Below are 23,860 nucleotides of genomic sequence, written 5' to 3'. Positions count from 1 at the left end.
GATCGCTCTTGCCAATCCCGAATCCCCAATGCCGAATCCCGGCTCTTCAGGATCTGAGGCCCACGCCGCGCTTGAGCAACTGCAGCGCCACCACCGACAGCGCCACCACGAAGCCGAGCATCACCGCGAACGCCCAGCCCACGTGCACGTCGCTGACGCCGAGCACGCCGAAGCGGAACGCGTTGACCATGTACAGGATCGGGTTGATCCGCGAGAGCGCCTGCCACGGCTCGGCCAGCATGTTCACCGAGTAGAACACGCCGCCGAGGTAGGTGAGCGGGGTCAGCACGAAGGTGGGCACCAGCGCGATGTCGTCGAACTTCTTGGCGTACACCGCGTTGACGAAGCCGGCCAGCGAGAAGATGGTGGCGCCCAGCAGCACCGAGGCGAAGGTGATCAGCGGATGCACCACCTGCAGGTGGGTGAAGAACAGTGCGATGACGAGCACCAGCACGCCCACTACCAGGCCGCGCGTCACCGCGCCGGTGACGTAGCCGAGCAGGATCACCCAGTTGGGCATCGGCGACACCAGCATCTCCTCCACCGCGCGGCTGAACTTGGCGCCGAAGAACGAGCTGGAGATGTTGCCGTAGCTGTTGGTGATGATGCTCATCATCACCAGGCCGGGCACGATGTACTGCATGTAGCTGAAGCCGCCCTCGATGGTGCCGATGCGGCTGCCGATCAGCTTGCCGAAGATCACGAAGTACAGCGTCATGGTGATCGCCGGCGGGATCAGCGTCTGCGTCCAGATGCGCATGATGCGCACGATCTCGCGGCGCACGATGGTGTTGAGGGCGACCAGGTTGGCGGCGGCGTTGCTCATGCCACTTTCTCCTGGCCGCCGCGGGCCGGTTCGCTGCGGCCGTTCTCCACCAGCCGCACGAACAGTTCTTCCAGCCGGTTGGTCTTGTTGCGCATCGAGGTCACCGTGATGCCGTGGGCGGACAACGCCGCGAACAGCGAGTTGAGGTCGTGCGAGCGGGCCATCTCCGCCTCCAGCGTGTGCTCGTCCACGCGGCGCAGCGACACGCCGGGCAGCGCGGGCAGCTCGGCCGGCACGCGCGCTGCGTCGAGCACGAAGGTCTCCACGTCGAGCGTGGCGAGCAACTGCTTCATCGTGGTGTTCTCCACGATGGTGCCGTGGTCGATGATCGCGATGTTGCGGCACAGTTGCTCGGCTTCCTCCAGGTAGTGCGTGGTGAGGATCACCGTGGTGCCGGCCGCGTTGATGCCGCTGACGAACTGCCACATCGAGCGGCGGATCTCGATGTCCACGCCCGCGGTGGGCTCGTCGAGGATCAGCAGCTTCGGCTCGTTCATCATCGCGCGGGCGATCATCAGGCGGCGCTTCATGCCGCCGGACAGCATGCGTGCCTGGTGCTGCGCCTTGTCCCACAGGCGAAGCTCCTTGAGGTACTTCTCGGCCCGCACGGCGGCGATCCGGCGCGGGATGCCGTAGAAGCCCGCCTCGTTGACGCAGATGTCGAACGGCTTCTCGAACTGGTTGAAGTTGATCTCCTGCGGCACCAGGCCGATCAGTTTCATCGCCTCGTTGCGCTGTTTGTTGACCGACACGCCGAACACCTGCGCATCGCCGCCGGTGGAGTTCACCAGCGAGGACAGGATGCCGATCAGGGTGGACTTGCCGGCGCCGTTGGGGCCGAGCAGGGCGAAGAAGTCGCCGGGCTGCACGGTCAGCGAGACGCCCTTGAGCGCCTCGACGCCGTTGGCGTAGGTCTTGCGCAGGTTGTCGACGACCAGCGCCGGGACGGAGGGGACGTGCGGGGACATGGGCTGCACCGTACTGGGTAAGCCGCTTATTATACGGGGCTTGCCGATGCCGTCCGGAGCCGCCGGGTGCACGCATCGTTTCCGCACGCAGCGCTCCGGGACCCCCATGGCCGACCATTTCCAGCTCCGCCTCGTCGACAGCTTCATGCTCGCGCCGGCGGTGCGCCACCTGATCTTCGAGCGGGTCGACGGCCAGCCGCTGGCGTTCCAGCCGGGCCAGTTCCTGCAGGTGCACTTCAACTACGACGACGGCACCGCGACCAAGCGCAGCTATTCGGTGGCGACGGTGGGCGACGGCAGCTCGCCGGTGCAGCGCATCGAGATCGCGGTGAGCTACGTCGAGGGCGGCGCGGCGACCAGGTTGCTCGGCGGGCTGGAGCACGGCGGGGTGGTCGACGCCAGCGGCCCCTACGGGCGCTTCTGCCTGCAGGCGGCGGACACCCATCCGCGCTACCTGCTGCTCGCCACCGGCACCGGGGTGACCCCGTACCGCGCGATGCTGCCGCAGATCGGCCGGCTGCTGGCGCAGGGCGGCCGCGAGGTGGTGCTGCTGTACGGCGCGCGCAACGAGGCCGAGCTGCTCTACGGCGAGGAGTTCGAGGCGTTCGCCCAGGCCCACCCCGGCTTCGCCTTCCATGCCTGCCTCAGCCGCCAGCCGCGCGCCGTGCCGCGCCCGAACGACCGCCTGGGCCACGTGCAGGCGGCCCTGGCCGAGCTGTCGCCCAGCGCGGAGCGCGACATCGCCTACCTGTGCGGCAATCCCAACATGGTCGATGCGGCCTTCGCCGCGCTGAAGGAATTCGGCCTGCCGGTGCCGCAGATCCGCCGCGAGAAGTACATCTCCTCGCGCTGACGAAGCCCAGGGAAACGGAAGGCCCGCCCGCCCCAAGGCGACCCGGCGGCGGCCATTTGCATCCTAAATGTGAACTGAATCACATTTGGGCGCTTTGACCCCGGCCGAGACTATCAAGCGCGGCCGCAGGCCGCCGACATGCGTCTTGAACGACCCGGAAAGTCCGGGGAGGCCACAGGGGGCTGTCATGGCTGAGTGGGTTCGCATGGTGCTGATGGGCTGCGGTCTGGCCATGGCTCTTGCCGCCGGAACGGCGCGGGCGGACGGTGGACAGATCATCTTCCGCGGCGCCATCGTGGCGCCTACCTGCACGGCGGGCGGCGAACGGCTGGATGTCCTGCCGGCGATGCCCGGATCGAGGCGGCTGGCCTGCGGTGGCCCGGCCAGCGATCCCGCCGGCGATTCAGCCTCGTCCTACGAGCTGGCGGTGATCCCGCTGGGCGATCCCGGTTCCACCGGCGACCGCCTGCTGGACTATTTCGCCGGCTACCTGCCGTCCGCGCTGCGCGCCGAGGCGCGGCTGGTCACCCGCACCTACGAGTGACCGCCCGGCGGCTCACTGGTAGGTGAGGGTATAGGTCGCCGTGGCGCTGACCTTGCCTGCCTTCAGCGTGCCGGTGCTGCGGTAGTAGCGGGCGGCGAAGGGGATGGCGAGTGGCCCGTTGGGTGTGGCGCCGACCCGGATCGACTGCCCGAAGGACACCGGGCTGTTGTTGTTGTTGGGATTGACGATCTGCACGCCGACGCCGCTGGCGTAGCCGGCCCCGGTGGTGGGGCGCAGCACGCCGTTGGCCGTGCTGATCGGGTTGTTCGCGTTCAGCGTGATGGACAGCGTCGATCCAGTCGAGCAGTTGAGCCTGATCGCGAACGGCGTGGTGCCCGTGGTGGTGCCGGAGCCGGACAGGTTGCCGGTGACCGTGGCGGCCATGGTCACCACGGTGGGGTCGGTGGCCACGGTGCAGGCCGGGCCGACGAAGGTGGTCGAGCTGGAGGTCTGGAAGACAATGACGGTTCCCACGCCGCCACCGAAATCCCAGTGCGCGAGCTGCCCCGCAGAGAGCGTGCTGCCGAGGGCGACCGGGCCGCTCACCACGAATTGCAGCGCCGTGTTGTTGGAGAAGGTGGTGGTGCCGGAGGTGAGGTAGTCGGCGGGCGAGGCGACCAGGTAGCTGGACGCGCTGCCGCGCTGCAGGCGGTAACTGACGCCCGGGATGTTGGTCGGGAAGGTGGTGGCACCGGAAGTCACGGCGCTGCCGATGTAGTTGACGATGCCGCCGTACGTCGTGCGGTCGCAATAGACCGCGGTGGTCTGGTCCGCGGGGACCATCGGGGACGTCCACAGCACCGTGCCGACCGCCGCCCCGTTGGGCACCATGATCTGGCTCGGCGGCGCGAACTGCACCCGGGTCCAGCCCGTCCGTCCGGAGAACTCGCAGGACGCGCTGGCGCGGCCGGGCAGGATCGCCAGCAACAGCAGGACGGCCAGGGCGCCGGCGGCGCGCAGCCATTGCGGATGGCGGGAAAGGGAGGTCATGTGCCACTCCTTGACGAGGGGGCCGCCGCGCCGGGCGACGCGCACGTCGCGTCGAGCTGTTCGTAGGCCTGCGCCGGCGCGCCCTTGGCGAGCGGCTTGAGCCGGTAGGGGAAGCTGCAGGATTGCGCGGCGCCGTCCTCGTCCTGCCACTGTACCGTGAGCCGGCCCTCGTCCTGCATGCCGCGCAGCAGCATGCGACCGGCCTGGCCGACCACGCCCAGCGCCTGCTGGCGGGCATCGACCACCTCGGCGCCGAACGGCACCGCCTGCCCGTCGGGCCGGCGCGCGCGGATGATCGCGCCGCGGCCGCCGCTGGTCTTGAACTTCACCATCACCACGGCGCCGGCGTAGGGGGCGACCTGGGTGCTGGTGGAATCCAGCTGCACGTTGAGCGGGAGGCCCTTCGGGTCGAGCTCGATCGCGTTGAGGCTGTACGGCGTCAGGTACGGGATCAGCGCATAGCCGGCGTGGTTCACCCGCACGTTGGGGGCGTTGGTGACGCGCGCGCCGGCGGCGTCCGGCGCGGACACGATCGCCACCGTGTCGCCCATGGCCTGGCCGAAGGTGATGCCGCCGGGGTGCACCACCACGGCGCCGGTCATGCCCACCGAGGCCTGGCTGTAGCCGCTGCCCTTGCCGTAGCTGGCGTTGAGCTGACCGTAGGAGCCGCGGTAGCCGCCGTTGATGCTGGCCGCGTTGCCGTTGCCGCCGGTGTCGTGCGAAGCGGTGGCGCCGTAGGTGAAGCGGCCGTCGTCGCCGGCGCTGCCGTTGACCGTGGCCTGGTCCAGCGTGCGGTTGCCGTCGCGGGTGACGCTGCCGGTGAAGGTCGGCGCCTGCATGGTGCTGCCCAGCGGCAGCGAGAAGCTGGCGAAGAACTGGTTCTCGTTGCGGCCCAGCGGGTCGCGCACGCGGGTGGCGGAGAGGTTGTAGCTCAGCCGGCGGAAGCGGTTGCTGTAGCCGAGCTGGAACTGCGTGTCGGTGCCGTTGCGGTTCCAGTAGTCGCGCGAGGAAACGTTGGCGTAGAGGGAGCCGCCTTGTTCGCCGAGCTGCTGGGACAGGGTGAGGTCGAAGCGGTTGCGCTGGCGGTCGATGCCCGGGCGCAGGGCGAGGCCGGCGTAGCCGCTGTCCAGCAGCGCCTGCTTCTGCGCCGGCGTGAGCAGGCCGGGGATCACGCCGTCGAGCGCGTCGGCGGGCAGCGCCGGCCCGGTGGCGAACACCTGCATGCCGCGCTTGGCGTAGTCGCGCGCCTGCATGGCGTCGCGCAGGCTCAGGTAGCCGCTGGTGGAGTAGCGGTAGGCCGCCACCGTCAGCGAGGTGTCCGTCTGCGGCAGGATCTTGCTGTAGCTCAGGCGCACGCTCTGCCCGGACATGGCGGACATGCCCGGGATGCGCGTGCGCGCGCCGGTCACGTCCAGCGCCATGGCGCCCAGGCGCGTGTTGAGCGCGCCGCCCAGCAGCACGGCGGCATAGCCCTGCGAGCCGGCGACGCCCGCGTAGCCGGTCAGCAGGTTGCTGAAGCCGTGCTGCAGCGTGGCCTGCACCACGTCCGGCTTGTCCGACAGCGCCTGTTCGCGCACCTGGCCGGCAGCCACGTTGAAGCGGGTGATGCCGGGGCGCAGCAGTTGCGCCACCGAGGCGTAGGGCACGGCGAAGGTGTGCACGCGGCCGTTGGCCTCGGTGACGCTCACGTCGAGGTCGCCGCCGTAGCCGGTGGGGAACAGGTCGTCGATCACGAACGGGCCCGGCGCCACCGTGGTCTCGTAGATCACGATGCCGTTCTGGCGCACCGTCACCTTGGCGTTGCTGTCGGCCACGCCGCGAACGGTCGGGGCGTAGCCGCGCAGCGAGTCGGGCAGCATGCGGTCGTCGGTGCCGATCTGCACGCCGCGCAGGCCGACGCTGTCGAACAGTTCGCCGCTGGTGTAGGAGTCGCCCACGGTGAGCTGCGCGCGCAGCGAGGGCAGGTCGCGCTGCACGTAGGTGGCGATGTTCTGCCAGTGGTGCTGCGAGCTGCCCTGCCCGGACAGCACGGTCAGCGTGGAATTCTGGCGGATGTGCCAGGCGCCGAGGTTCAGCCCGGCGTTGAGGCCGAGGTAGGACGAGGTCTGGCTGACGCCACGGCTGCTGCTGCGGTAGCTGTTGAAGTTGTAGTTGAGCAGGGCGGCGTTGACGCCCTCGTCCCAGTACTCCGGGCTCACGTAGCCGCGCGCGGCGCGGCCCATGGACGCCTGCGGCACGCTCAGCTCCAGCCGCAGGTCGGCCTGGTTGAAGCTGGCGCTGGCGCCGGGAATGAGGCTGGCGAAGCTGCCGCAGTCGGCCGCATCTCCGGTCGCCGGCGACTGCGGCTGCGCGGGACGCAGGCCGAACTGCAGCAGCATCTCGCGGCTGATGCAGGGCGTGGCGCTGGACTGGCCGGGCGCGCTCTGGAAGCGCACGTCGCGGCGGCCGACCCAGTTGCCGTTGACGTAGATGTCGGTGTTGTAGGTGCCGGGCAGCACCGGGTTGCCGCGCTCGAAGCGCGAGAGGTCGTCGGTGTTCTGGCCGGCGCCGGAAAGCAGGCTGCGGTCGAAGCTGGCATCCACCGCGGCGTCCACGGCAACCGTCGCCGGCGCCGTCGCGGGCGTGGCGGCATAGGCATGGCTGCCCAGGGCCATGGCGATGGCGAGGCCGAAGGCGGCACGCCGGCAGGCCGCCAGCGCGTGCGGCGGTTGCGACGTCATGGCGCGCCGGGTGCTCACGGCGAGACCGTGCCCTTGAATTCGCTGGCGGCGCCGTAGTCGTTGATGGCGCCGAAGGTGACCGTGGCGCCGGCGGTGGCCTGGGCCAGCCCGGGCACCGCGAGCTTGAGCGTGCCGAACGGCTCGATCATGCCGGTGTCGGCCTTGTAGGCCTTGCCGGCGACGTCCAGGGTGACGGCGTTGAGGGTGATGAAGTAGGGCGACGGGTTGCGCGCCTCCAGGGCGCGGCCCTGGCCGTCGGCCACCAGCTTCCAGCCCACCTGGGCGGGCGCCTTCAGCGGGTCGCCGGGCAGGTTGGCCGGCCGGTAGAACAGCTTCAGCCGCGAACGGATCGCCAGTTGCAGCAGGTTCTTGCCCTCGCTCTCCGGGTCGGTGGGCTTGGGCGGCACTTCCAGCACGTTCAGCCAGAACAGCGACTCGCGGTCGGCCGGCAGCGCCTCGTGGGTGTAGACGATGCGCAGGCTCTGGCCCTTGTGCGCGTCCATGCGGAACAGCGGCGGCGTCAGCAGGAACGGTACGTCGACCTTGTCCGGCGTGGACTGCGGATCCCCGTGGTCGATCCACGCCTGCACCAGCGCGGGCTGGTTGCCCTCGTTGCTCAGGCGCAGGGTGGTCTCGCTGTCGGCGCCGGAAAACACCACGCGGGTACCGCCGATCACGACGGTGGCGTGTGCAGTGGCGAGGCCGAGGCCGAAGGCCATCAGGCCCGCGCCGAGCGCGCGGACTAGCTTTTTCATGGCGGGAATCCGGTTGAAGAAGGGATGCGCCGCGGCCGGCGCGTGCCGGCCGCGGGCGCGGGTGCTGCTTACTGGTAGACCAGGGTGAACTGCACCGAGCTGGTCACCGCGCCCGGGGTCGCGCTGCCCTGCGGGGAGATGTAGCGGGCGACGTAGTTCAGCGTGGCCGCACCGTTGCTCATCGTCACCGGCTTGGAGTTCTGCGCCGTGGCGTCGCCGCCGTTCAGCGTGATCGCAGAGTTGTCGCTGTTGAGGAGCTGGATCTGCACGTTGTTGGCGCCGCCGGAGGTGGTCTGCTTCAGGTAGCCGGTGGTGGTGTCGATGTTGGCGCCGGAGAAGTAGGTCTTCACCGAGGTCAGGGCCGCATCGCAGTCGGTGATGTGGATCGGGAACGCGGTGTCGCCGGTGGTCGAGCCAGCGGCGTTGAGCGTCGGGGCATAGACCCACGGCAGGTGCACGTTGATCGTGGCAGCGGTGCCGTTGGCATTGTTCTCGACCTTGCAGCTCTGTGCCAGCACGCGGCCGTCGATGTTGATGGTGCCGTCGTCCGCGCGGGCGGACTGCGGGGCGAACGCCGCAACGCCGAGGCCGGCGATCAGGGCAGCGGAGAGGAAGCTCTTGATCATGGGTATTCCTTTGGAAAAAAAGTAATGGCTGACAGGCGGAGCGGAGGATCCGTGGCCCACTCGAGCTCGGTTGCCGCCGGACCCATTTGGGATGAGCCGGGATCCTGGGCGGGACATAAGCATCATTCGGGCCAAAGTGTGATGCAAGTCACAAATCGACGCAGAGAGCCCTTTGGCGGGCTGCGCGGTCGTCGGCATTGCGTCGCTGAATGGGGAAGTTTTCGTTAAACGTCACGGGGAGTGACGCATTGCGTCATGTCCTTGACGCGATGAGGAGGGAGTCGATGTAAAGGGTGCTTGACATGCGGTCGTGGCCTGCCTACGCTGCGCGTGTCAAGTACGCTTTACATTCGTTCGATGGATCGGGAGGGGCCATGGGAAAGCTTCACGGATCGGATAGCTGTGCCAAGGGGGCCGGACACATCAGGGCGGCTTCGGCCGGCCCCGTCTGGCGGGCCGCGATGACGGGCCGGCCGGAGCCGGCCGGTTGCCCGCAGGCGCCCGGGTCGGAGTGGGTGCTGCGATGACTCCCGTCCAGCGCCGCTACATGCGCGAATTCTGGCCGCCAATGGCGGCCTACATGCTGATCATGCTCCTGGCCTGGCCCTTGGTCGGTCGCGTGCAGGACGCCTGGCTGCGGGTCGCGCTGGCGTTGCTGCCGGTGTTGCCGGTGCTGTTCGTGACGCGCGCGATCGTCCGGTTCGTGCTGGGCAGCGACGAGCTGGAGCAGCGCCTGCACCTGATCGGCCTGGCGATCGCCGGCACCGTCGTGGGCACGCTCTGCCTGGCCGGCGGCTTCCTGGTCGCGGCGAAGGTGATTCGGCTCGACGGCACCGTGCTGATCTGGGTATGGCCGGCCATGGTGGTGCTGCATGCGCTGGGGCGGAGCTGGGCGGGGCACCGCTACGGCGGCGGCTGGGCCTGCGGCAGCGATGGCCTGGCCCGGCACTGGCAGCTATGGATCGTGTCGGCGTCGCTCGGTTTCATCGCGCTGGCGGGCTGGAGCCAGTTTGGCGACTGGCAGCGGGGCGTGCTGTGCGGCATCAGCGGGGTGCTGGCCGGATGGGCGCTGGTGCTGACGATCCGCTGGCACCGCAAGCCGGAGCGCAGGGCATGAAGGGCTGGCGCGACGCCGCGCTGGGCCGGCCGGCGCGCGGCATGCGGGAGGCCGCGGCGCGGCGCGGGGGCGCAGGTCGTCGCATGGTCCCCGGCGAGGCGCCGCCGCCGAACCCTGTCGGCGGGGTGGCGCCGTATCCCGTTGCGCGACGCCGCCCGGGCGGCCGCTACGCATGAACAACCAGGTGCGCGAGCTGCGCGGCGAGCAGGGCTGGTCGCAGGCCGACCTGGCCGAGCGGCTGGAGGTGTCGCGGCAGACCGTCAACGCGATCGAGACGGGGAAGTACGACCCCAGCCTGCCGCTGGCGTTCCGGATCGCAAAACTTTTTGGCCGTCCGATCGAAGCGATCTTCGAGCCGGGCGAGTGAGTCGGGAGGACACGATGAAAAATCCCTTGATGAAGCGCTACCTGCGCGAGATGCTGCCGCCGTTGTTCCTGCTGCTGGCGGTCACCGTGGCAATGGCGGTTTTCGCCAGGCACCTGGGCACGGCCGCGCGCGTGGGTCTGCTGGCCGTGCTGGCCTGCGACTACGGCTGGCTCGGATGGGTCGAGTTCCGCCACGTGAGGCGCTGCGACGAATTGCGCCAGCGGCTGGAACTGGAGTCGATGATGCTGGCCTTCATCGCCTCGCTCGGCATGGTCTTCCTGCTTTTCCTGGCGAACAGCCTGAAGCTGGCGGCGGTGCCGTTCAGGGTGGCGCCGCTGGTGATGGTGGGCTGCTACCTGGTGTGCAATGCGCTGGCGCGGCTGCGCTACCGCTACTGGGTGCTGGCATGAGCGGGCCACGCCGCGCGGTGCGATTCTGCGGCACGGTCGCGCTGTTGCTCGGGCTGACCGTTGCCGCGGCGATGCCGCCCGGCAAGGTGTTGCCCGTCCCGTCCCATCCCGTCCCGTCCGATGGCACGGCGCATGCCGTGGCGCTGGGCGATGCCGGCGGTGCGGTCAGCCTGCGCATCGAATGGAAGCTGGCCCCGCCGTGGAGCTGGCTGGTCTCGACCTTTTTCGCCTGCACCGAGGAGTAACCGCACATGAGAGTCAACGGGCGCACCGTGTTGCGCATCGCCATCGTCGCCGTGGGCCTGGGCGCGCTCGCCTGGAACCAGTTGCGCACCCGGCAGGTGCCAGCGGCCGACGCATCGGCGCCGGCGCCGGCTGCGGCCACGACGCCGGATCGGCCGGTGCAGGCGGCCAAGCCGGCCACCTGGAAGGTCGGCCGGCTCACCCTGACGGCCTGCGAGCTGGGCCAGCCGAACAGCGCGCTGACCACCGCCGCGTGGTGCGCGCCGTTCGAGGTGCCGGAGAACCGCGACGACCCGCACAGCCGCAAGATCGCCCTGAAGCTGGCGCTGATCCGCGCCGAGGCCCAGGTGCCGGAGAAGGACATGCTGGTGCTGCTGGCCGGCGGCCCCGGCCAGGCGGCGACCGAGTCGTGGCCGGCGGTGGCGTCGGCGCTCGGTCCGCTGCAGGCGCATCGCAGCGTGCTGCTGCTGGACCAGCGCGGCACCGGCGGCTCGCATCCGCTGTCGTGCAAGTCGCCGGAAGAGGAGGTGGCCGACGATACCGCCGACTACAGCGCCGACAAGCTGCGCGCGCAGGCCGCCGAATGCCTGCGCCAGATCCAGGCGCAGGCCGACCCGCGCTACTACACCACCAGCGTCGCCGTGCAGGACCTGGAGGACGTGCGCCAGGCCCTGGGCGCGCCGACCTTCGACCTGGTCGGCGTGTCGTACGGCACGCGCATGGCGCAGCAGTACCTGCGGCGCCATCCCGACGCCGTGCGCAGCATGGTGCTGGACGGCGTGGTGCCCAATCCGCTGGTGCTGGGCGAGGATTTCGCACAGAACCTGGACGAGGCGCTGAAGGCCCAGTTCGCCCGCTGCACCGCCGACGCGGCCTGCCGGCAGCGTTTCGGCGACCCCTACCAGACCCTGTTCCAGTTGCGCGACGCGCTGCGCGCCAACCCGCACCAGGTCAGCTTCCGCGACCCGCAGACCTACCAGAGCGTGAAGCGCATGCTCAGCGAATACTCGCTGGCCAGCGTGGTGCGCATGTTCGCCTATTCGCCGGTGACCGCCGCGCTGCTGCCGCTGTCGATCGATGCCGCCGCGCACGGCGACGTCGGCCCGCTGCTGGGCCAGGCCAAGCTGCTGTCGGGCGACCTGGACGACAGCATGAACGGCGGCATGCAGTACGCGGTGATCTGCAGCGAGGACGCCGACCTGCTCAGCGCGCGGCCGCAGGACGCGCAGACCATCTTGGGCACGCGGATGATCGAGGCGTTCCAGGCGGTGTGCGCGATCTGGCCCAAGGGCACGCGACCGGCCGACTTCCACCGGCCGCTGCACACCGACAAGCCGGTGCTGCTGCTGTCCGGCGAGTACGACCCGGTGACCCCGCCGCGCTACGGCGACGAGGTGGCCAAGGGGCTGCCGAACGCGCGCCACCTGGTGCTCAAGGGCCAGGGCCACAACGTGATGGCCGCCGGCTGCGCGCCGCAACTGCTGCGGCACTTCGTGGAGGACCTGCAACCGAAGCAGCTCGACGCGGGCTGCCTGGACCGGCTGCGCCCCACGCCGCAATTCATCGATTTCAATGGAGCCGCCCCGTGATCGAAGTGAAGGATCTGCACAAGGCATTCGGCGCGGTGAAGGCCGTGGACGGCGTCAGCTTCGCCGCCCGCGACGGCCAGATCACTGGCCTGCTCGGCCCCAACGGCGCCGGCAAGACCACCACGCTGCGCATGCTCTACACGCTGATGGCGCCCGATCGCGGCCAGGTGCTGGTGGATGGCATCGACGCCGCTTCCGACCCGCTGGCGGTGCGCCGCCAGCTCGGCGTGCTGCCGGACGCGCGCGGCCTCTACAAGCGGCTCACCGCGCGCGAGAACATCGACTACTTCGGGCGCCTGCAGGGCCTGCCGGAGCGGGACCTGCTCGCGCGCCGCGAGGTGCTGGTCAAGGCGCTGGAGATGGAGGCGATCGCCGACCGCCGCACCGAGGGCTTCTCGCAGGGCCAGCGGGTGAAGACCGCGATCGCCCGCGCGCTGGTGCACGATCCGCGCAACGTGATCCTCGACGAGCCGACCAACGGGCTGGACGTGATGGCCACGCGCGCGCTGCGCCAGTTCATGCTCAAGCTGCGGGCGGAGGGCCGATGCGTGCTGTTCTCCAGCCACATCATGCAGGAGGTCGGCGCCCTGTGCGACCGCATCGTGGTGATCGCGCACGGCCGCGTGGTGGCCGACGACACGCCGGACGCGCTGCGCGCGCAGACCGGCGAGGCGAACCTGGAAGACGCCTTCGTGAAACTGATCGGCAGCGAGGAGGGCCTGGCCGCATGAATGCCCAAGCCATGCCCATGCGCCGCGCGCGCGCCTTCCTCACGGTGTTCCTGAAGGAGGTGAAGGAGAACCTGCGCGACCGCCGCACCCTGATGAGCGCCCTGTTCACCGGGCCGCTGCTGGGGCCGATCATGTTCGTGTTCATCATCAACGCCTCGATCAACCGGCAGTTCGAGAAGGCCGACAAGCCGATGCCGGTGCCGGTGATCGGCGCCGCCGTCGCGCCCAACCTGGTCGATGCGCTGAAGGCCGGCGGCATCGTGCCGCTGCCGGCGGTCGCCGATCCCGAGAAGGCGGTGCGCGACCAGGACGCCGATGTGGTCGTGCGGATCGCCCCCGGCTACGCGGACGGGTGGCGCAAGGGCGAGCCGGTGCAGGTGGAGCTGATCTACGACTCTTCGCGGCAGGACGCCGACCCGGCCGTGCAGCGCGTCGGCAAGCTGGTCGAGGGCTACGCGCGCCAGCAGGGCGCGATGCGGCTGGTGGCGCGCGGCCTGTCGCCCGGCACCGCCTGGCCGGTGGTGGTGGCCAAGCGCGACCAGGCCAGCGCGCAGGCGCGCGGCGTGCTGATGTTCTCGATGCTGCCGTACTTCCTGGTGTTCAGCATGTTCATGGGCGGCATGTACCTGTCGATCGACCTCACCGCCGGCGAGCGCGAGCGGCAGTCGCTGGAGCCGCTGTTCGCCAACCCGGTGCCGCGCTGGAAGATCCTGGCCGGCAAGCTGGCCGCGATCTGCGCGTTCTCGGCGCTGAGCCTGCTGATCTGCCTGGTCGCGTTCGCCGTGGTCGGCCAGTTCATCCCCGCCGAGAAGCTCGGCATGGAGCTGGACCTGGGCCTGCACTTCGGCGCCAACGTGCTGCTGCTGATGCTGCCGATGGTGCTGCTGCTGGCGGCGCTGCAGTCGATGGTGGCCGCGTTCGCCAAGAGCTACCGCGAGGCACAGACCTACCTTTCGCTGCTGATGTTCGTGCCGATCATCCCGAGCATGATGCTGGCCTTCATGCAGCTTAAGGCGCAGGCGTGGATGTACGCGGTGCCGCTGCTCGGCCAGCACCTGGGCATCATGCGGCTGCTGCGCGGCGACGGCCTGGACGGGCAGCAACTGGCGATGTGCCTGGCCGGCAGCTTCGGCGCGGCCCTGCTGGCCGTGCTGGTGACCGCCCTGCTGTACCGCTCGGAGAAACTGGCGATCTCGGCCTGAACCGGCGGCGCGCGCCGCCGCGGCGCGCGCCGTCCCGCGATACCATGGACGCTTTCACCGAGAGGAAAGCGCCCATGCCCCGTCGACTGCTCCCGTTGTGCCTGCTGCTGGCGCTGGCCGGCTGCTCTTCCCGCCAGGACGAGGCGCCCGCGCCCACGCCGGCCTCGAAGGAGGAACTGGCGCCCGCGCCTGCCGCCAGCGCGGCGGCGGTCGAGCCGGTCTCGGAAGTGGACAGGCACCTGGCCGACTACGCGACGGTGAAGCTCGGCGCCGACCTTTCCGCGTTCGATGCGCGGCAGAAGAAGATGATCGCGCTGCTGATTGAGGCCGCCGACGTCACCAACGGCATCTACTGGCAGCAGTCGTGGGGCGACAAGGCCACGCTGATGCAGAAGATCGCCGACCCCTCGCTGCGCCGGTTCGCCGAGATCAACTACGGCCCGTGGGACCGCCTGGACAACGACAAGCCGTTCGTGGACGGCGTGGGGCCGCGGCCGGCCGGCGCGCAGTTCTACCCGGCCGACATGGGCAAGGACGAGTTCGAGAAGTCCACGTTGAAGGACAAGGCCTCGCTGTACACCGTGCTGCGCCGCGACGCGCAGGGGCAACTGGTCAGCGTGCCCTACCACGAGGCGTACAAGGCCGACCTGGACAAGGCCGCCGGCCTGCTGCGCGAGGCGGCGAAGCTGTCGGATGATGCCGGCTTCCGCAAGTACCTGTCGCTGCGCGCCGATGCGCTGCAGAGCGACGACTACCAGCCCAGCGACTTCGCCTGGATGGCGATGAAGAACAACCCGGTCGACATCGTGATCGGCCCGATCGAGACCTACGAGGACCAGCTCTACGGCTACAAGGCCAGCTACGAATCCTACGTGCTGGTGAAGGACCAGGCGTGGAGCGCCCGGCTCGCGCGCTTCGTGAAATACCTGCCCGAGCTGCAGCGCGGCCTGCCGGTGGACGACAAGTACAAGGCCGAGACGCCCGGCTCGGATGCCGACCTCAACGCCTACTTCGCGGTGTACTACGCCGGCGACGCCAACGTCGGCGCCAAGACCATCGCGATCAACCTGCCCAACGACGAGCAGGTGCAGTTGAAGAAGGGCACCCGCCGCCTGCAACTGGAGAACGTGATGCAGGCGAAGTTCGACCAGATCATGCTGCCGATCGCGAAGGAGCTGATCGCCGAGGACCAGCAGAAGAACCTCAGCTTCGACGCGTTCTTCCAGAACACCATGTTCCACGAGGTGGCGCACGGCCTGGGCATCAAGAACACCCTGGACGGCAAGGGCACCGTGCGCGCGGCGCTGAAGGACCAGGCCTCCAGCTTCGAGGAAGGCAAGGCCGACATCCTCGGTCTGTACATGGTCGCCCGGCTGGCCGACAAGGGCGAGATGGACAAGGCGAAGCTGATGGACAACTACGTCACCTTCCTCGCCGGCATCCTGCGCTCGGTGCGCTTCGGCGCCAGCGACGCGCACGCCAAGGCGAACATGGTGCGCTTCAACTTCTTCAAGCAGCAGGGCGCGTTCTCGCGCGACGCCGCCACCGGGCGCTACCGCGTGGATTTCGACAAGATGACCGCGGCGATGAACGCGCTGTCGGCCAAGCTGCTGACCATCCAGGGCGACGGCGACTACGCCGCGGCGAAGCAGCTCACCGACCAGATGGGCGCGGTGGACGCCGAACTGGCCGGCGACCTGAAGCGGCTGGAGCGCGCGCACATCCCGGTCGACATCCGTTTCGAGCAGGGCCTGGACGTGCTGGGGCTGGACAAGCCAGATGCTGACAAGCCGGGTGCGGACAAGGCTGGTTCGGGCAAGGCCGTTCCGGACAAGGCGTAACTGCGGACGGCCGCGGCACACGTTGTGCCGCGGCCATCGCCGTCGCGAGCCATTCATGGCGCCTGCCGTGGCTGTAGCGCCTTCCGTGGCCGAGGCGTCTCCCGCGGCATGGTGGCGAAGGCGCGCTGGAGAGTCCTTGGAGCCTGTTCAAATTCTCCAGGCATTTCCAATCGAAACGTCGTCCCCTGCGAAAGCAGGGATCCAGCGCCTTTGCTTTCGAGGCACTCAAGTCGCTGGATTCCTGCTTTCGCAGGAATGACGAGCATGTAGCCGACGCTGGAAGGACGAGCATGTAGCCCGGCCCGGCGCATGGGTTTCGACCTGGCATTCAATGCGGAGCAATGTCGCGCATCCGGATACGCAGATTGCGCCCATCCGCGAGCTTCAACTCCAGCACGGTATCCTCGGCCTGGGCATTGCTGGCCTGGCGGAAGGCGTCGCTGCCCATCGCCCGCACCGGCTTGCCGTCGACCGCCACGATTTCGTCGCCCTTGCGCAGCCCGGCTTCCGCCGCGGGGCCGCCGGGTACCACCCAGCTCACCTCGAAGCGGTCGGCGTGCCGCGCGTCGGCCTTGGCCGCGCGCAGCCCGGCGGTGGCGAACCGGCGCGGCGGCAGCGGCTTGCGCGGCAGCAGGGTCATCGTCTGGCGGCGGTAGTCGAAATGCACGTTGAAGCGCGACAGCACGTCCTGGCCGATATTGCCGGCTTCGGTCGGATTGCCGGTGGCGCCGGCGTCGGCGCGGGTCAGCTGGGCCAGCGGATTGCCGACCGCCGCATCACCCAGTTGCATCGAACGCATGTGCGCGATGTGCGAGAGAAACGCCCCGCCGACGCCACCGGTCGTCTGCGGGTAGCCCTTGGCATAGTGCGCCAACAGGCCCTCGCGTTCGACCCACTGCGGAAACAGCAGCGTGAAGCCGGAGTTGCCGGTGTCGATGCCGAACACGCCGCGCTTGCCGTCCACGCTGGCGTCGACCACCGGCATGTCGAAGGTGAAGCGCAGCGGCAACGTATTGCCCTTCACCGCGGGCGGCGGCGCGCCGTGGTCGTACGGCTGCAGCACCAGTTGCCCGCGGTCGTAGTCGAAGGTCACCGCGAAACGCTCGAAGACCTCCAGGCCGAGGATGCCGGCGATCGGCGGCTGGTCGCCGCGCTCGGCGAAGCCGTAGCCGTAGGGCATCACCAGGAACACCTGGTCGCGGAGGTCCGCCTTGCCCATCGTCAGCCGCGCGACCTTGGTGTAGGCGGTGCTCATCGAGCCCGGCCCGGAGCCGGTGCTGACGCCCTTGCCCTGGCTGGCCAGGCCCAGCTGCTTCGCCGCCTCCTCGGTGAGGATGGCGTGCCCGCCGGTGTCGAGGATGAAGGGCAGCGGCCGGCTGCCGTTGATGCTGGCTTCCACCAGCAGCACGTTGCCCTGGAAGTGCATGGGTGTGGTGGTGCGCTTCGCATCGTCGCGCATGGCGACGTCGCGGACTGTGCCGTCGGGCCGGTCGAGCGCATCGCCCGGCAGGGTCGCCAGCGCCTGGTAGCGTTCGACCCGGTCGACGCTTTCGCCATCGGAAGTGCCGATCGCAGTGGCGGCCGAATCCTCGATCCGGAACGGCAGTTGCAGGCCCTCGACGGGGCGGTAGTCGGCATAGCGCCGGGTCATGATTAGGAATGAGCTGGGCCACACCGCGCGATTGAGCCGATGCGTGGCTTGGTCGATCCACAGCGTGGCGGGGTGGCCGCCCTGCGGCGTCGCCTCGACGCGCGCGAAGCGGCGGCCGTTTTCGCTCGCGTCCGGCAGGGCGCGGTAGCTGGCCGCCGCGGGCGCGGTGAGCACGCCGAAGCGCTCGACCCAACTCTCGGTGATGGTCATCGCCCTGGCTTCGGCGGAGTCGAAGGGATGGATCAGCCCCGACATGTCCTGGTGCCAGCGGCCCTGCGCATCGAGCCCGTCGGCGCGCGGATAGACCGGGTTGCGCGCGCGAATGGCGAAATGGCCGCTGCGCAGGTCGACCGCGGCATGCATGGCACCGCTCAGGCCGTCGCTGCTTTCCTGGCCGTCGGCGAGCAGGCCGCCGATGCCGTTCCAGCGGTCGCCGCCGTGGGCCTGGCGCAACTGCTGCAACAGCGCGGCGGTGGCATCTCCGGCCGGCATGGCCGGCAACGCGACGGGCAGGAGCAGCCCGGCCAGCAGCAACAGGCGGACACGCAACGACGGTGGGCGATGGGGCATGGCCGGAATCTCCGTGGGGATGCCGCATGCTGGCGCGGCGACGCAAAAGCCGTCTAGGACGTGCGTGACCGATCAGGACGCGTTTTGCATGCCCTGGCGGAAGTCGCGCGGGGTCTGTCCGGTCATCCGCTTGAACACGCGGGCGAAATGGCTCTGGTCGGTGAAGCCGGCCTCGGCGGCCACGGCGGCGATCGGGCGGCGGCCCTCGGCCAGCGCCTTGCGGGCGAGGCCGATGCGCAGTCCGCGCTGGTACTCGCCCACCGAAACCCCCTGCGCCTGCTGGAAGCGCCGCGCCAGATGGGCCGGATGCACTCCGGCCAGCGTCGCCAGTTCCCGCAGCGACGGCGTGGCGAGCGGGTCGTCGTGCAGGCGTTCCAGCACGCGCCCGAGCCAGAGCGGGCGGCCTGCCGGACGATCCAGCCGGCAGGCCTGCGCGACCAGGTCGAGCACGGCCGCGTGCAGCGCGAGCGCCGCCGCGTCGTCGCTGGCGGCCAGCTCGCGTTCGAGCCGGCGCAGCAGTCGTTCGGCACCGGGCAGTTGCAGCACGCGGTGGTCGTCGAGCAGCCGGCGCACGCCGGCCTCGGCGGCCAGTTCGGCCGACAGGAACACGCTCAGGCAGCGCGCGCCCTCGCCGGCGAAACGGTTGGCATGGCGGTGGCCGCGCGGATGCACCAGCAGCAGGCCGTGGCGGCAGTCGGTATCGCGGCCGCTGCTTTGCTGGGTGTAGCCGCCGGCGGCGACGAGGCAGAGGTAGGCGTCGTCGTGCTCGTGCAAGGGCAGGGCGGAGCCGCCGGCGTAGTTGGTCACCGATACGCGCAGGCCGTGGCTCGTGTGCAGCCGCTCGGGCGAGCCGAAGTTGGTGCGTTCCAGGCGTTGCATGGCGGCAGTGTACGGTTTCGCGCCGCGGGCGGATGTGCCGGCGGTAACGGCGCGAGGGTCAGTGCCGCCCGGTGCCTTCCAGGTGGACCAGCGCCCAGTCGGCGACGGCCTGCGGATGTTCCAGGTGCAGGTGGTGGCCGCCGTCCATGTGGGCGACGCGGATGCCGGCGATGCAGGCGGCGCGCACCTGCATCGGGTGGCTGGGCAGGTAGGCCGTGGCCGGCTCGGCCAGCAGCAGGGCGGTGGGCATGTCGAGGCCGCGCAGCAGGGCGTGGACCTGGCTTTCGGCGAGCCGCAGCGGCGTCGCGCGGGTCAACCGCGGATCGCTGCGCCAGTGCCAGCCATCGGTGATCCCGAGCAGGCCGCGCTCGACGATCGGCCGCGCGAGGTCCGCGCGCAGGCCGCTGGCGATGGCGCGGGCGCTCACCGCCTGTTCGACGTCGCGGAACACGCGCAGCGGCCGGGCGGCGCCGGCCTGCGGCGCGAGGCCGGCGCGGAAACGCGGCAGCGTCTGCGAGCCGTCGTCGCCGAGCGGGCCGAGGCCCTCGATCAGCAGCAGCCGCCCGATCCGCCGCGGCGCGGCGGCGGCGACCAGGCTGGCGATGCCGGCGCCTAGCGAATGCCCCAGCAGGTCGAGGCGCTCCAGGCCGAGCGCGTCGATGGCGGCCAGTACGGTGCGCACGTAGTCCACGAAGTGGTAGTGCGCGCCGGGCGGCAGGTGGCCGGAATGGCCGTGGCCGGGCAGTTCCAGCGCGATCACGTGCCGGCGGCCGGCCAGCCGAGGCGCCAGCAAGGCGAAGCTGCCCGCGTTGTCGAGCCAGCCGTGCAGCGCCAGCAGCGGCGGCAGGGCCGGATCGCCCCAGGCCTGCGCGCGCAGGCTCAGCGACGGCAGCGCGATCGACAGCTCGGCGGGTGTGGCGGCCGCGTCAGGCATCGGCGGACGGCCGCGCCGCCTGCGGCTGCCGCGGGCCCGCCGCGTCGCATTCGGGCCAGCCCTGGGTATGGCGCCAGACCAGTGCGGCCAGGCTGTCCACCTGTGCGGGGCTGTCGTTGAGCGCCGGGATGTAGCGCAGCGCCTCGCCGCCGGCGGCGACGAAGAAGTCGCGGTTCTGCATGGCGATCTCCTCCAGCGTCTCCAGGCAGTCCACCGCGAAGCCGGGGCAGGCGACGTCGAGCCGCTTCACGCCGGCGGCGGCCAGCTCGCGCACGGTGGCGTCGGTGTAGGGATGCAGCCAGCGTTCGCGGCCGACCCGCGACTGGAAACTCACCAGCAGTTGCGACACGTCCAGCCCCAGCCGCTCGCGCAGCAGGCGCGCGGTGGCCTGGCACTGGCGGAAATACGGATCGCCCGCGTCCGCGTAGCGCTCGGGGATGCCGTGGAACGACAGCAGCAGCTTCTCGCCGCGGCCGTGCGCGGCCCACCAGCGCTCGATGCTGGACGCGAGCGCCTCGATGTGCGCGGGATCGTCGTGGTAGTCGTTGACGATGCGCAGCTCCGGCGGCCAGCGCAGCCGCTTGATCGCGTCGGCGACGGCGTCGAGCACCGAGCCGGTGGAGGTGGCCGAGTACTGCGGGTACAGCGGCAGCACCAGCAGGCGGCGCACGCCTTCGCGCTGCAACCGCCCGATCTGCCGCTCCACCGACGGCTCGCCGTAGCGCATCGCCAGCGCCACCCGCACCGGGCCCGGCCGCTGCCGCCGCAGCTCGGCCTGCAGCGCGCCGGCCAGCGCCTCGCTGCCGACCCGCAGCGGGGAACCTTCGGCGCTCCAGATGCGTCCATACGCATGCGCCGACCGCGCGGGGCGGATGCGCAGGATCACTCCGTGCAGGATGAGCCACCACAGCCAGCGCGGCATCTCGATCACGCGCGGATCGGCGAGGAACTGGGCCAGGTACGGGCGCACCGCCTTCGCGGTTGGCGCATCCGGTGTGCCCAGGTTCACCAGCAGTACGCCAGCCTGAACCGGCTGGTCATCGGAATGCCCGGCCGGGCCGGTATAGTGGCTGCTGCGTGGCATCGTGGCGGTCGTGAGCGGGTCAGCCGTGGAGTCTGCCACAAGCCAGCCGGCGCGCTGCGTGACGCGAATGTCGCAGCGGGCCACCGTCTTCCGTTCCCATGGAGCTACCCATGTTCAAAGCATCGCTGCGTCGTGTGTTGGTGGTCGCGCTGGCCCTGCTGCCGCTGGCAGCCGTGCAGGCCGAGGATCCGCCGCTGGTGCGCGCCAAGAATTCGGTGCGCGTGCTCAACGAGATCATGCAGGCGCCCGACAAGGCGGTGCCGCAGGACCTGCTGCGCGACGCCAAGGCGATCGCGGTGATCCCGGACATGATCAAGGCCGGCTTCATCTTCGGCGGCCGCCGCGGCGAGGGGCTGATCTCGGTGAAGACCCGGGAAGGCACCTGGTCCAACCCCAGCTTCATCACCATGACCGGCGGCAGCATCGGCTTCCAGGCCGGCGTGTCGTCCACCGACGTGATCCTGGTGTTCCGCACCCAGCGCGGGGTGGACTCGATCGTCAACGGCAAGTTCACCCTCGGCGCGGACGCCTCGGCCGCGGCCGGCCCGGTCGGGCGCACCGCCACGGCGGCCACCGACGCCCAGATGCGCGCCGAGATCTACTCCTACTCGCGCTCGCGCGGCCTGTTCGCGGGCGTCGCGCTGGACGGCTCGGCGCTGCGCATCGACTATGATGCGAACGCCGCGGTCTACGGCGCCGGGATCACCCCGCGGCGCATCTTCGACGGCGGCGTCAGCAACGTGCCGGGGCCGGTGGTCGACTTCCGCGACCGCCTGGAGGAGTACACTTCCCGCTGACGCGGACGCACTGATCGGACGCACCGACCGCGCTGGGCCGGCGCGCCCGGCGCGATGCGTTTCCGGTTCCATCCGTTTTCGAGGTAGGCAATGAGTATCTGGCACCTGATTATCCTGCTGGTGGTGGTCGTCGTGATCTTCGGCACCGGCAAGCTGCGCAACATCGGCTCCGACCTGGGCGGCGCCATGCGCGATTTCAAGAAGGGCCTCAACGGCGACGAGGAAGAGGCCAGGCGCAAGGCCGAGGACGAGCGCCTGCGCGCCGACCCGCCGACATCCTCCGGCAGCAACGCCACGCAGAGTCAGCGCGACTCCAGCGATCCGAAGTAAGCCCGCGGCGACGGGCGGGTTGCGGCGATGATCGAGATCAGCTTCGGCAAGCTGGTGCTGCTCGCGTTGATCGCGCTGATCGTGCTCGGGCCGGAAAAGCTGCCCGGCGCCGCGCGCACCCTCGGCGCCCTGCTGCGCCGCGTGCGCAACGGCTGGGACAGCGTCCGCGCCGAGGTGGAGCGCGAACTGCAGATCGAGGAGATCAAGCGCGCCGCGCGCGAGGCGGCCGAGCGCGCGGACGCGGCGCAGGCGGAGCTGGACGCCACCTTGCGCCAGGTGCGCGATCCGCAGTCCTACCTCGCGGACGGCGAGCGCGCGGCCAAGGGCGAGGGCGCCGGCGAGGCGGCAGCGGACGCGCCGGCCCGGGTCACGGCCGATGCCCCGCCGGCCGCCGCGGCGACCGGCCACGGCGACACCGCGGCCGAAGAAGCGCCGGCGGCCACCGGCGACCTGTTCGCCGGGAACGCCGGCCGGCCGGGCCAGGCCGTTCCCGCCACGGCCACCAGGGAAATGCCGCATGGCGACGCCTGAACCCGAAGTCGACCTGCAGCAGGGGCTGTTCTCGCACCTGATCGAGCTGCGCTCGCGCCTGCTGAAGGCCAGCGCCACCGTGCTGGTGGTGCTGCTGGCGCTGGTGCCGTTCGCCAACCGGCTGTACTCGGAGCTGGCCGCGCCGCTGGTCGCGCGCCTGCCCGAAGGCGCGCACCTGATCGCCACCGAGGTCGCCAGCCCGTTCGTGACGCCGCTGAAGCTGGCGTTCTACGCCGCGCTGTTCATCAGCATGCCGATGATCCTGTACCAGTTGTGGGCCTTCGTCAGCCCCGGCCTGTACCGGCACGAGAAACGCCTGGCGCGGCCGCTGCTCGCCGCGGCGCTGCTGCTGTTCTACGCCGGCTGCGCGTTCGCCTACTTCCTGGTGCTGCCGGCGGCGTTCCGCTTCCTCACCGCGATCACCCCCTCGGGCGTGGAGATGATGACCGACATCACCCACTACCTCGACTTCGTGATGCTGATGTTCTTCGCCTTCGGGCTGTGCTTCGAGGTGCCGGTGGCGGTGGTGATCCTCGCCGCGATCGGCGTGGTGGACGTGGACAAGCTGCGCCGGAGCCGTCGCTACGCGATCGTCGGCGCCTTCGCCATCGCCGCCTTCATCACGCCGCCGGACATCACCTCGATGATCATGCTGGCGGTGCCGATGTGCCTGCTCTACGAGCTGGGCGTGGTGGCGGTGCGCTGGCTGGTGAAGCCGGCCGGCCAGGGCTGAGCGCCGGCGTGGAGTTGCGCGCCATCGACCTGGACCTGGGCGACGGGCTGGCCGCGCGCGCGGCGTCGCGTGCGGACGGCGCGGCCTTCCTCGCGCTGGTCCGGCGCAACGTCGAGCATATCGGGCGCTATCTGCCGGGGCCGGCCGCGGTCGTCACCGAGGCGGCCCTGGCCGCGCATTTCGATCGCCTGGAAGCGCGCGTCGCCGCGCGCGAATTGCTGGAATGGCACCTGTTCCAGCACGGCGAGCTGGTCGGCAGCCTGCGCCTGAACTTCATCGAGGAAGCGAACCGCAAGGCCTCGGTCGCCTACCTGCTCGACGCCGCCTGGCAAGGGCGCGGCATCGTCACCCGCGCCCTGCGCGGCGTGCTGGCGCATGCGTTCGGCACGCTGGGCTTCAATCGCGTGGAGTTGCGCTGCGTCACCGGCAACCGGGCGAGCCGGCGCGTCGCCGAGCGGCTGGGCTTCACGCACGAGGGTCGCCTGCGCCAGGCCGAGGTGCTCGGCGGCCTGGCGCAGGATTGCGACGTGTACGGCCTGCTGGCGGACGAATTCGCCGCCTAGGCGGCC

Annotated in this window: 25 protein-coding genes; 15 read left to right on the top strand and 10 right to left on the bottom strand. The window is 70.4% G+C overall.

What is annotated here, in order from left to right:
* Positions 1–46 precede the first annotated feature (46 nt).
* Complete coding sequence (locus tag ASG87_RS07265; protein ID WP_056003023.1) at positions 47–826, bottom strand: ABC transporter permease; 780 nt, start codon at positions 824–826, stop codon at positions 47–49.
* Positions 823–1,794 (bottom strand): ABC transporter ATP-binding protein, encoded by a 972-nt coding sequence (locus ASG87_RS07260; protein ID WP_056003021.1) that lies wholly within the window; start codon positions 1,792–1,794, stop codon positions 823–825. Before ASG87_RS07260 ends, ASG87_RS07265 begins: the two co-directional genes overlap by 4 nt.
* 106 nt (positions 1,795–1,900) lie before the next feature.
* Between ASG87_RS07260 and ASG87_RS07255 the strand changes: the two genes are divergently transcribed.
* Positions 1,901–2,647, top strand: a complete 747-nt coding sequence (locus ASG87_RS07255; RefSeq protein WP_056003018.1) for an FAD-binding oxidoreductase — start codon at positions 1,901–1,903, stop codon at positions 2,645–2,647.
* 187 nt (positions 2,648–2,834) lie between these two features.
* On the top strand, positions 2,835–3,191 hold the full coding sequence (locus tag ASG87_RS07250) for a hypothetical protein (RefSeq protein WP_157510938.1): 357 nt from the start codon (positions 2,835–2,837) through the stop codon (positions 3,189–3,191).
* A gap of 12 nt (positions 3,192–3,203) precedes the next feature.
* Here ASG87_RS07250 and ASG87_RS07245 read toward each other — a convergent pair whose 3' ends face one another.
* The 4 genes from ASG87_RS07245 to ASG87_RS07230 all read right to left on the bottom strand — a co-directional run bounded on the left by ASG87_RS07245 (position 3,204) and on the right by ASG87_RS07230 (position 8,282).
* Positions 3,204–4,181, bottom strand: coding sequence for a fimbrial protein (locus tag ASG87_RS07245; RefSeq protein ID WP_157510937.1), 978 nt, complete (start codon positions 4,179–4,181; stop codon positions 3,204–3,206).
* The gene (locus ASG87_RS07240) at positions 4,178–6,901 is read right to left on the bottom strand and encodes a fimbria/pilus outer membrane usher protein (protein ID WP_056003077.1); all 2,724 of its coding nucleotides are present in this window, start codon (positions 6,899–6,901) and stop codon (positions 4,178–4,180) included. Before ASG87_RS07240 ends, ASG87_RS07245 begins: the two co-directional genes overlap by 4 nt.
* 14 nt (positions 6,902–6,915) lie before the next feature.
* On the bottom strand, positions 6,916–7,656 hold the full coding sequence (locus ASG87_RS07235; protein WP_056003009.1) for a fimbria/pilus periplasmic chaperone: 741 nt from the start codon (positions 7,654–7,656) through the stop codon (positions 6,916–6,918).
* A 68-nt stretch (positions 7,657–7,724) separates the two neighbouring features.
* Positions 7,725–8,282 carry a fimbrial protein gene (locus tag ASG87_RS07230; protein WP_056003006.1) on the bottom strand — a complete coding sequence of 186 codons (558 nt, stop codon included), beginning with the start codon at positions 8,280–8,282 and terminating at the stop codon, positions 7,725–7,727.
* A gap of 523 nt (positions 8,283–8,805) precedes the next feature.
* Between ASG87_RS07230 and ASG87_RS07225 the strand changes: the two genes are divergently transcribed.
* The 8 genes from ASG87_RS07225 (at position 8,806) to ASG87_RS07190 (ending at position 15,782) form a co-directional block, all read left to right on the top strand.
* Positions 8,806–9,399, top strand: coding sequence for a hypothetical protein (locus ASG87_RS07225; protein ID WP_056003003.1), 594 nt, complete (start codon positions 8,806–8,808; stop codon positions 9,397–9,399).
* 172 nt (positions 9,400–9,571) lie between these two features.
* Positions 9,572–9,766 (top strand): helix-turn-helix transcriptional regulator, encoded by a 195-nt coding sequence (locus ASG87_RS07220; RefSeq protein WP_200949024.1) that lies wholly within the window; start codon positions 9,572–9,574, stop codon positions 9,764–9,766.
* Between the two features lie 14 nt (positions 9,767–9,780).
* Positions 9,781–10,176, top strand: a complete 396-nt coding sequence (locus tag ASG87_RS07215; protein ID WP_157510935.1) for a hypothetical protein — start codon at positions 9,781–9,783, stop codon at positions 10,174–10,176.
* Positions 10,173–10,421 carry a hypothetical protein gene (locus ASG87_RS07210; protein WP_056002997.1) on the top strand — a complete coding sequence of 83 codons (249 nt, stop codon included), beginning with the start codon at positions 10,173–10,175 and terminating at the stop codon, positions 10,419–10,421. The genes ASG87_RS07215 and ASG87_RS07210 overlap by 4 nt, the downstream gene beginning before the upstream one ends.
* A gap of 6 nt (positions 10,422–10,427) precedes the next feature.
* Positions 10,428–12,008 carry an alpha/beta hydrolase gene (locus ASG87_RS07205; RefSeq protein WP_056002993.1) on the top strand — a complete coding sequence of 527 codons (1,581 nt, stop codon included), beginning with the start codon at positions 10,428–10,430 and terminating at the stop codon, positions 12,006–12,008.
* Positions 12,005–12,739, top strand: coding sequence for an ATP-binding cassette domain-containing protein (locus ASG87_RS07200; protein ID WP_056002990.1), 735 nt, complete (start codon positions 12,005–12,007; stop codon positions 12,737–12,739). The genes ASG87_RS07205 and ASG87_RS07200 overlap by 4 nt, the downstream gene beginning before the upstream one ends.
* Positions 12,736–13,941, top strand: coding sequence for an ABC transporter permease (locus tag ASG87_RS07195; protein ID WP_056002987.1), 1,206 nt, complete (start codon positions 12,736–12,738; stop codon positions 13,939–13,941). The genes ASG87_RS07200 and ASG87_RS07195 overlap by 4 nt, the downstream gene beginning before the upstream one ends.
* 74 nt (positions 13,942–14,015) lie before the next feature.
* Positions 14,016–15,782, top strand: coding sequence for a Zn-dependent hydrolase (locus ASG87_RS07190; RefSeq protein ID WP_082582811.1), 1,767 nt, complete (start codon positions 14,016–14,018; stop codon positions 15,780–15,782).
* Between the two features lie 328 nt (positions 15,783–16,110).
* On the opposite strand, the gene ASG87_RS07185 is transcribed toward ASG87_RS07190, so the two are convergent.
* The 4 genes from ASG87_RS07185 to hemH form a co-directional block, all read right to left on the bottom strand.
* Positions 16,111–18,003, bottom strand: coding sequence for an aspartyl protease family protein (locus ASG87_RS07185; RefSeq protein ID WP_056002984.1), 1,893 nt, complete (start codon positions 18,001–18,003; stop codon positions 16,111–16,113).
* A 72-nt stretch (positions 18,004–18,075) separates the two neighbouring features.
* Complete coding sequence (locus ASG87_RS07180; RefSeq protein WP_056002981.1) at positions 18,076–18,882, bottom strand: AraC family transcriptional regulator; 807 nt, start codon at positions 18,880–18,882, stop codon at positions 18,076–18,078.
* A 58-nt stretch (positions 18,883–18,940) separates the two neighbouring features.
* Positions 18,941–19,816 carry an alpha/beta hydrolase gene (locus ASG87_RS07175; RefSeq protein ID WP_056002978.1) on the bottom strand — a complete coding sequence of 292 codons (876 nt, stop codon included), beginning with the start codon at positions 19,814–19,816 and terminating at the stop codon, positions 18,941–18,943.
* Entirely contained in the window at positions 19,809–20,900 is a 1,092-nt protein-coding gene (gene hemH / locus ASG87_RS07170; RefSeq protein ID WP_056003071.1) for a ferrochelatase, read from the bottom strand. The genes ASG87_RS07175 and hemH overlap by 8 nt, the downstream gene beginning before the upstream one ends.
* Positions 20,901–21,010: 110 nt before the next feature.
* Here hemH and ASG87_RS07165 point away from each other — a divergent pair, with 110 nt between their 5' ends.
* The 5 genes from ASG87_RS07165 (at position 21,011) to ASG87_RS07145 (ending at position 23,854) form a co-directional block, all read left to right on the top strand.
* Positions 21,011–21,697 carry a lipid-binding SYLF domain-containing protein gene (locus ASG87_RS07165; protein ID WP_056002975.1) on the top strand — a complete coding sequence of 229 codons (687 nt, stop codon included), beginning with the start codon at positions 21,011–21,013 and terminating at the stop codon, positions 21,695–21,697.
* Positions 21,698–21,787: 90 nt separating this feature from the next.
* On the top strand, positions 21,788–22,027 hold the full coding sequence (gene tatA, locus ASG87_RS07160; RefSeq protein WP_056002972.1) for a twin-arginine translocase TatA/TatE family subunit: 240 nt from the start codon (positions 21,788–21,790) through the stop codon (positions 22,025–22,027).
* A 27-nt stretch (positions 22,028–22,054) separates the two neighbouring features.
* A complete protein-coding gene (tatB, locus tag ASG87_RS07155; protein ID WP_056002969.1) occupies positions 22,055–22,558 on the top strand; it encodes a Sec-independent protein translocase protein TatB in 504 nt (167 codons plus the stop codon).
* On the top strand, positions 22,545–23,291 hold the full coding sequence (tatC, locus tag ASG87_RS07150; protein WP_056002966.1) for a twin-arginine translocase subunit TatC: 747 nt from the start codon (positions 22,545–22,547) through the stop codon (positions 23,289–23,291). The genes tatB and tatC overlap by 14 nt, the downstream gene beginning before the upstream one ends.
* Before the next feature lie 8 nt (positions 23,292–23,299).
* Positions 23,300–23,854 carry a GNAT family protein gene (locus ASG87_RS07145; protein WP_056002963.1) on the top strand — a complete coding sequence of 185 codons (555 nt, stop codon included), beginning with the start codon at positions 23,300–23,302 and terminating at the stop codon, positions 23,852–23,854.
* The last annotated feature ends 6 nt before the right edge of the window (positions 23,855–23,860 follow it).

This window comes from Frateuria sp. Soil773 (assembly GCF_001428405.1).
Lineage (GTDB): Bacteria > Pseudomonadota > Gammaproteobacteria > Xanthomonadales > Rhodanobacteraceae > LMSL01.
The sequence above is the reverse complement of the archived record's forward strand: the minus strand, read 5'-3'. Positions and strand labels throughout refer to the sequence as shown.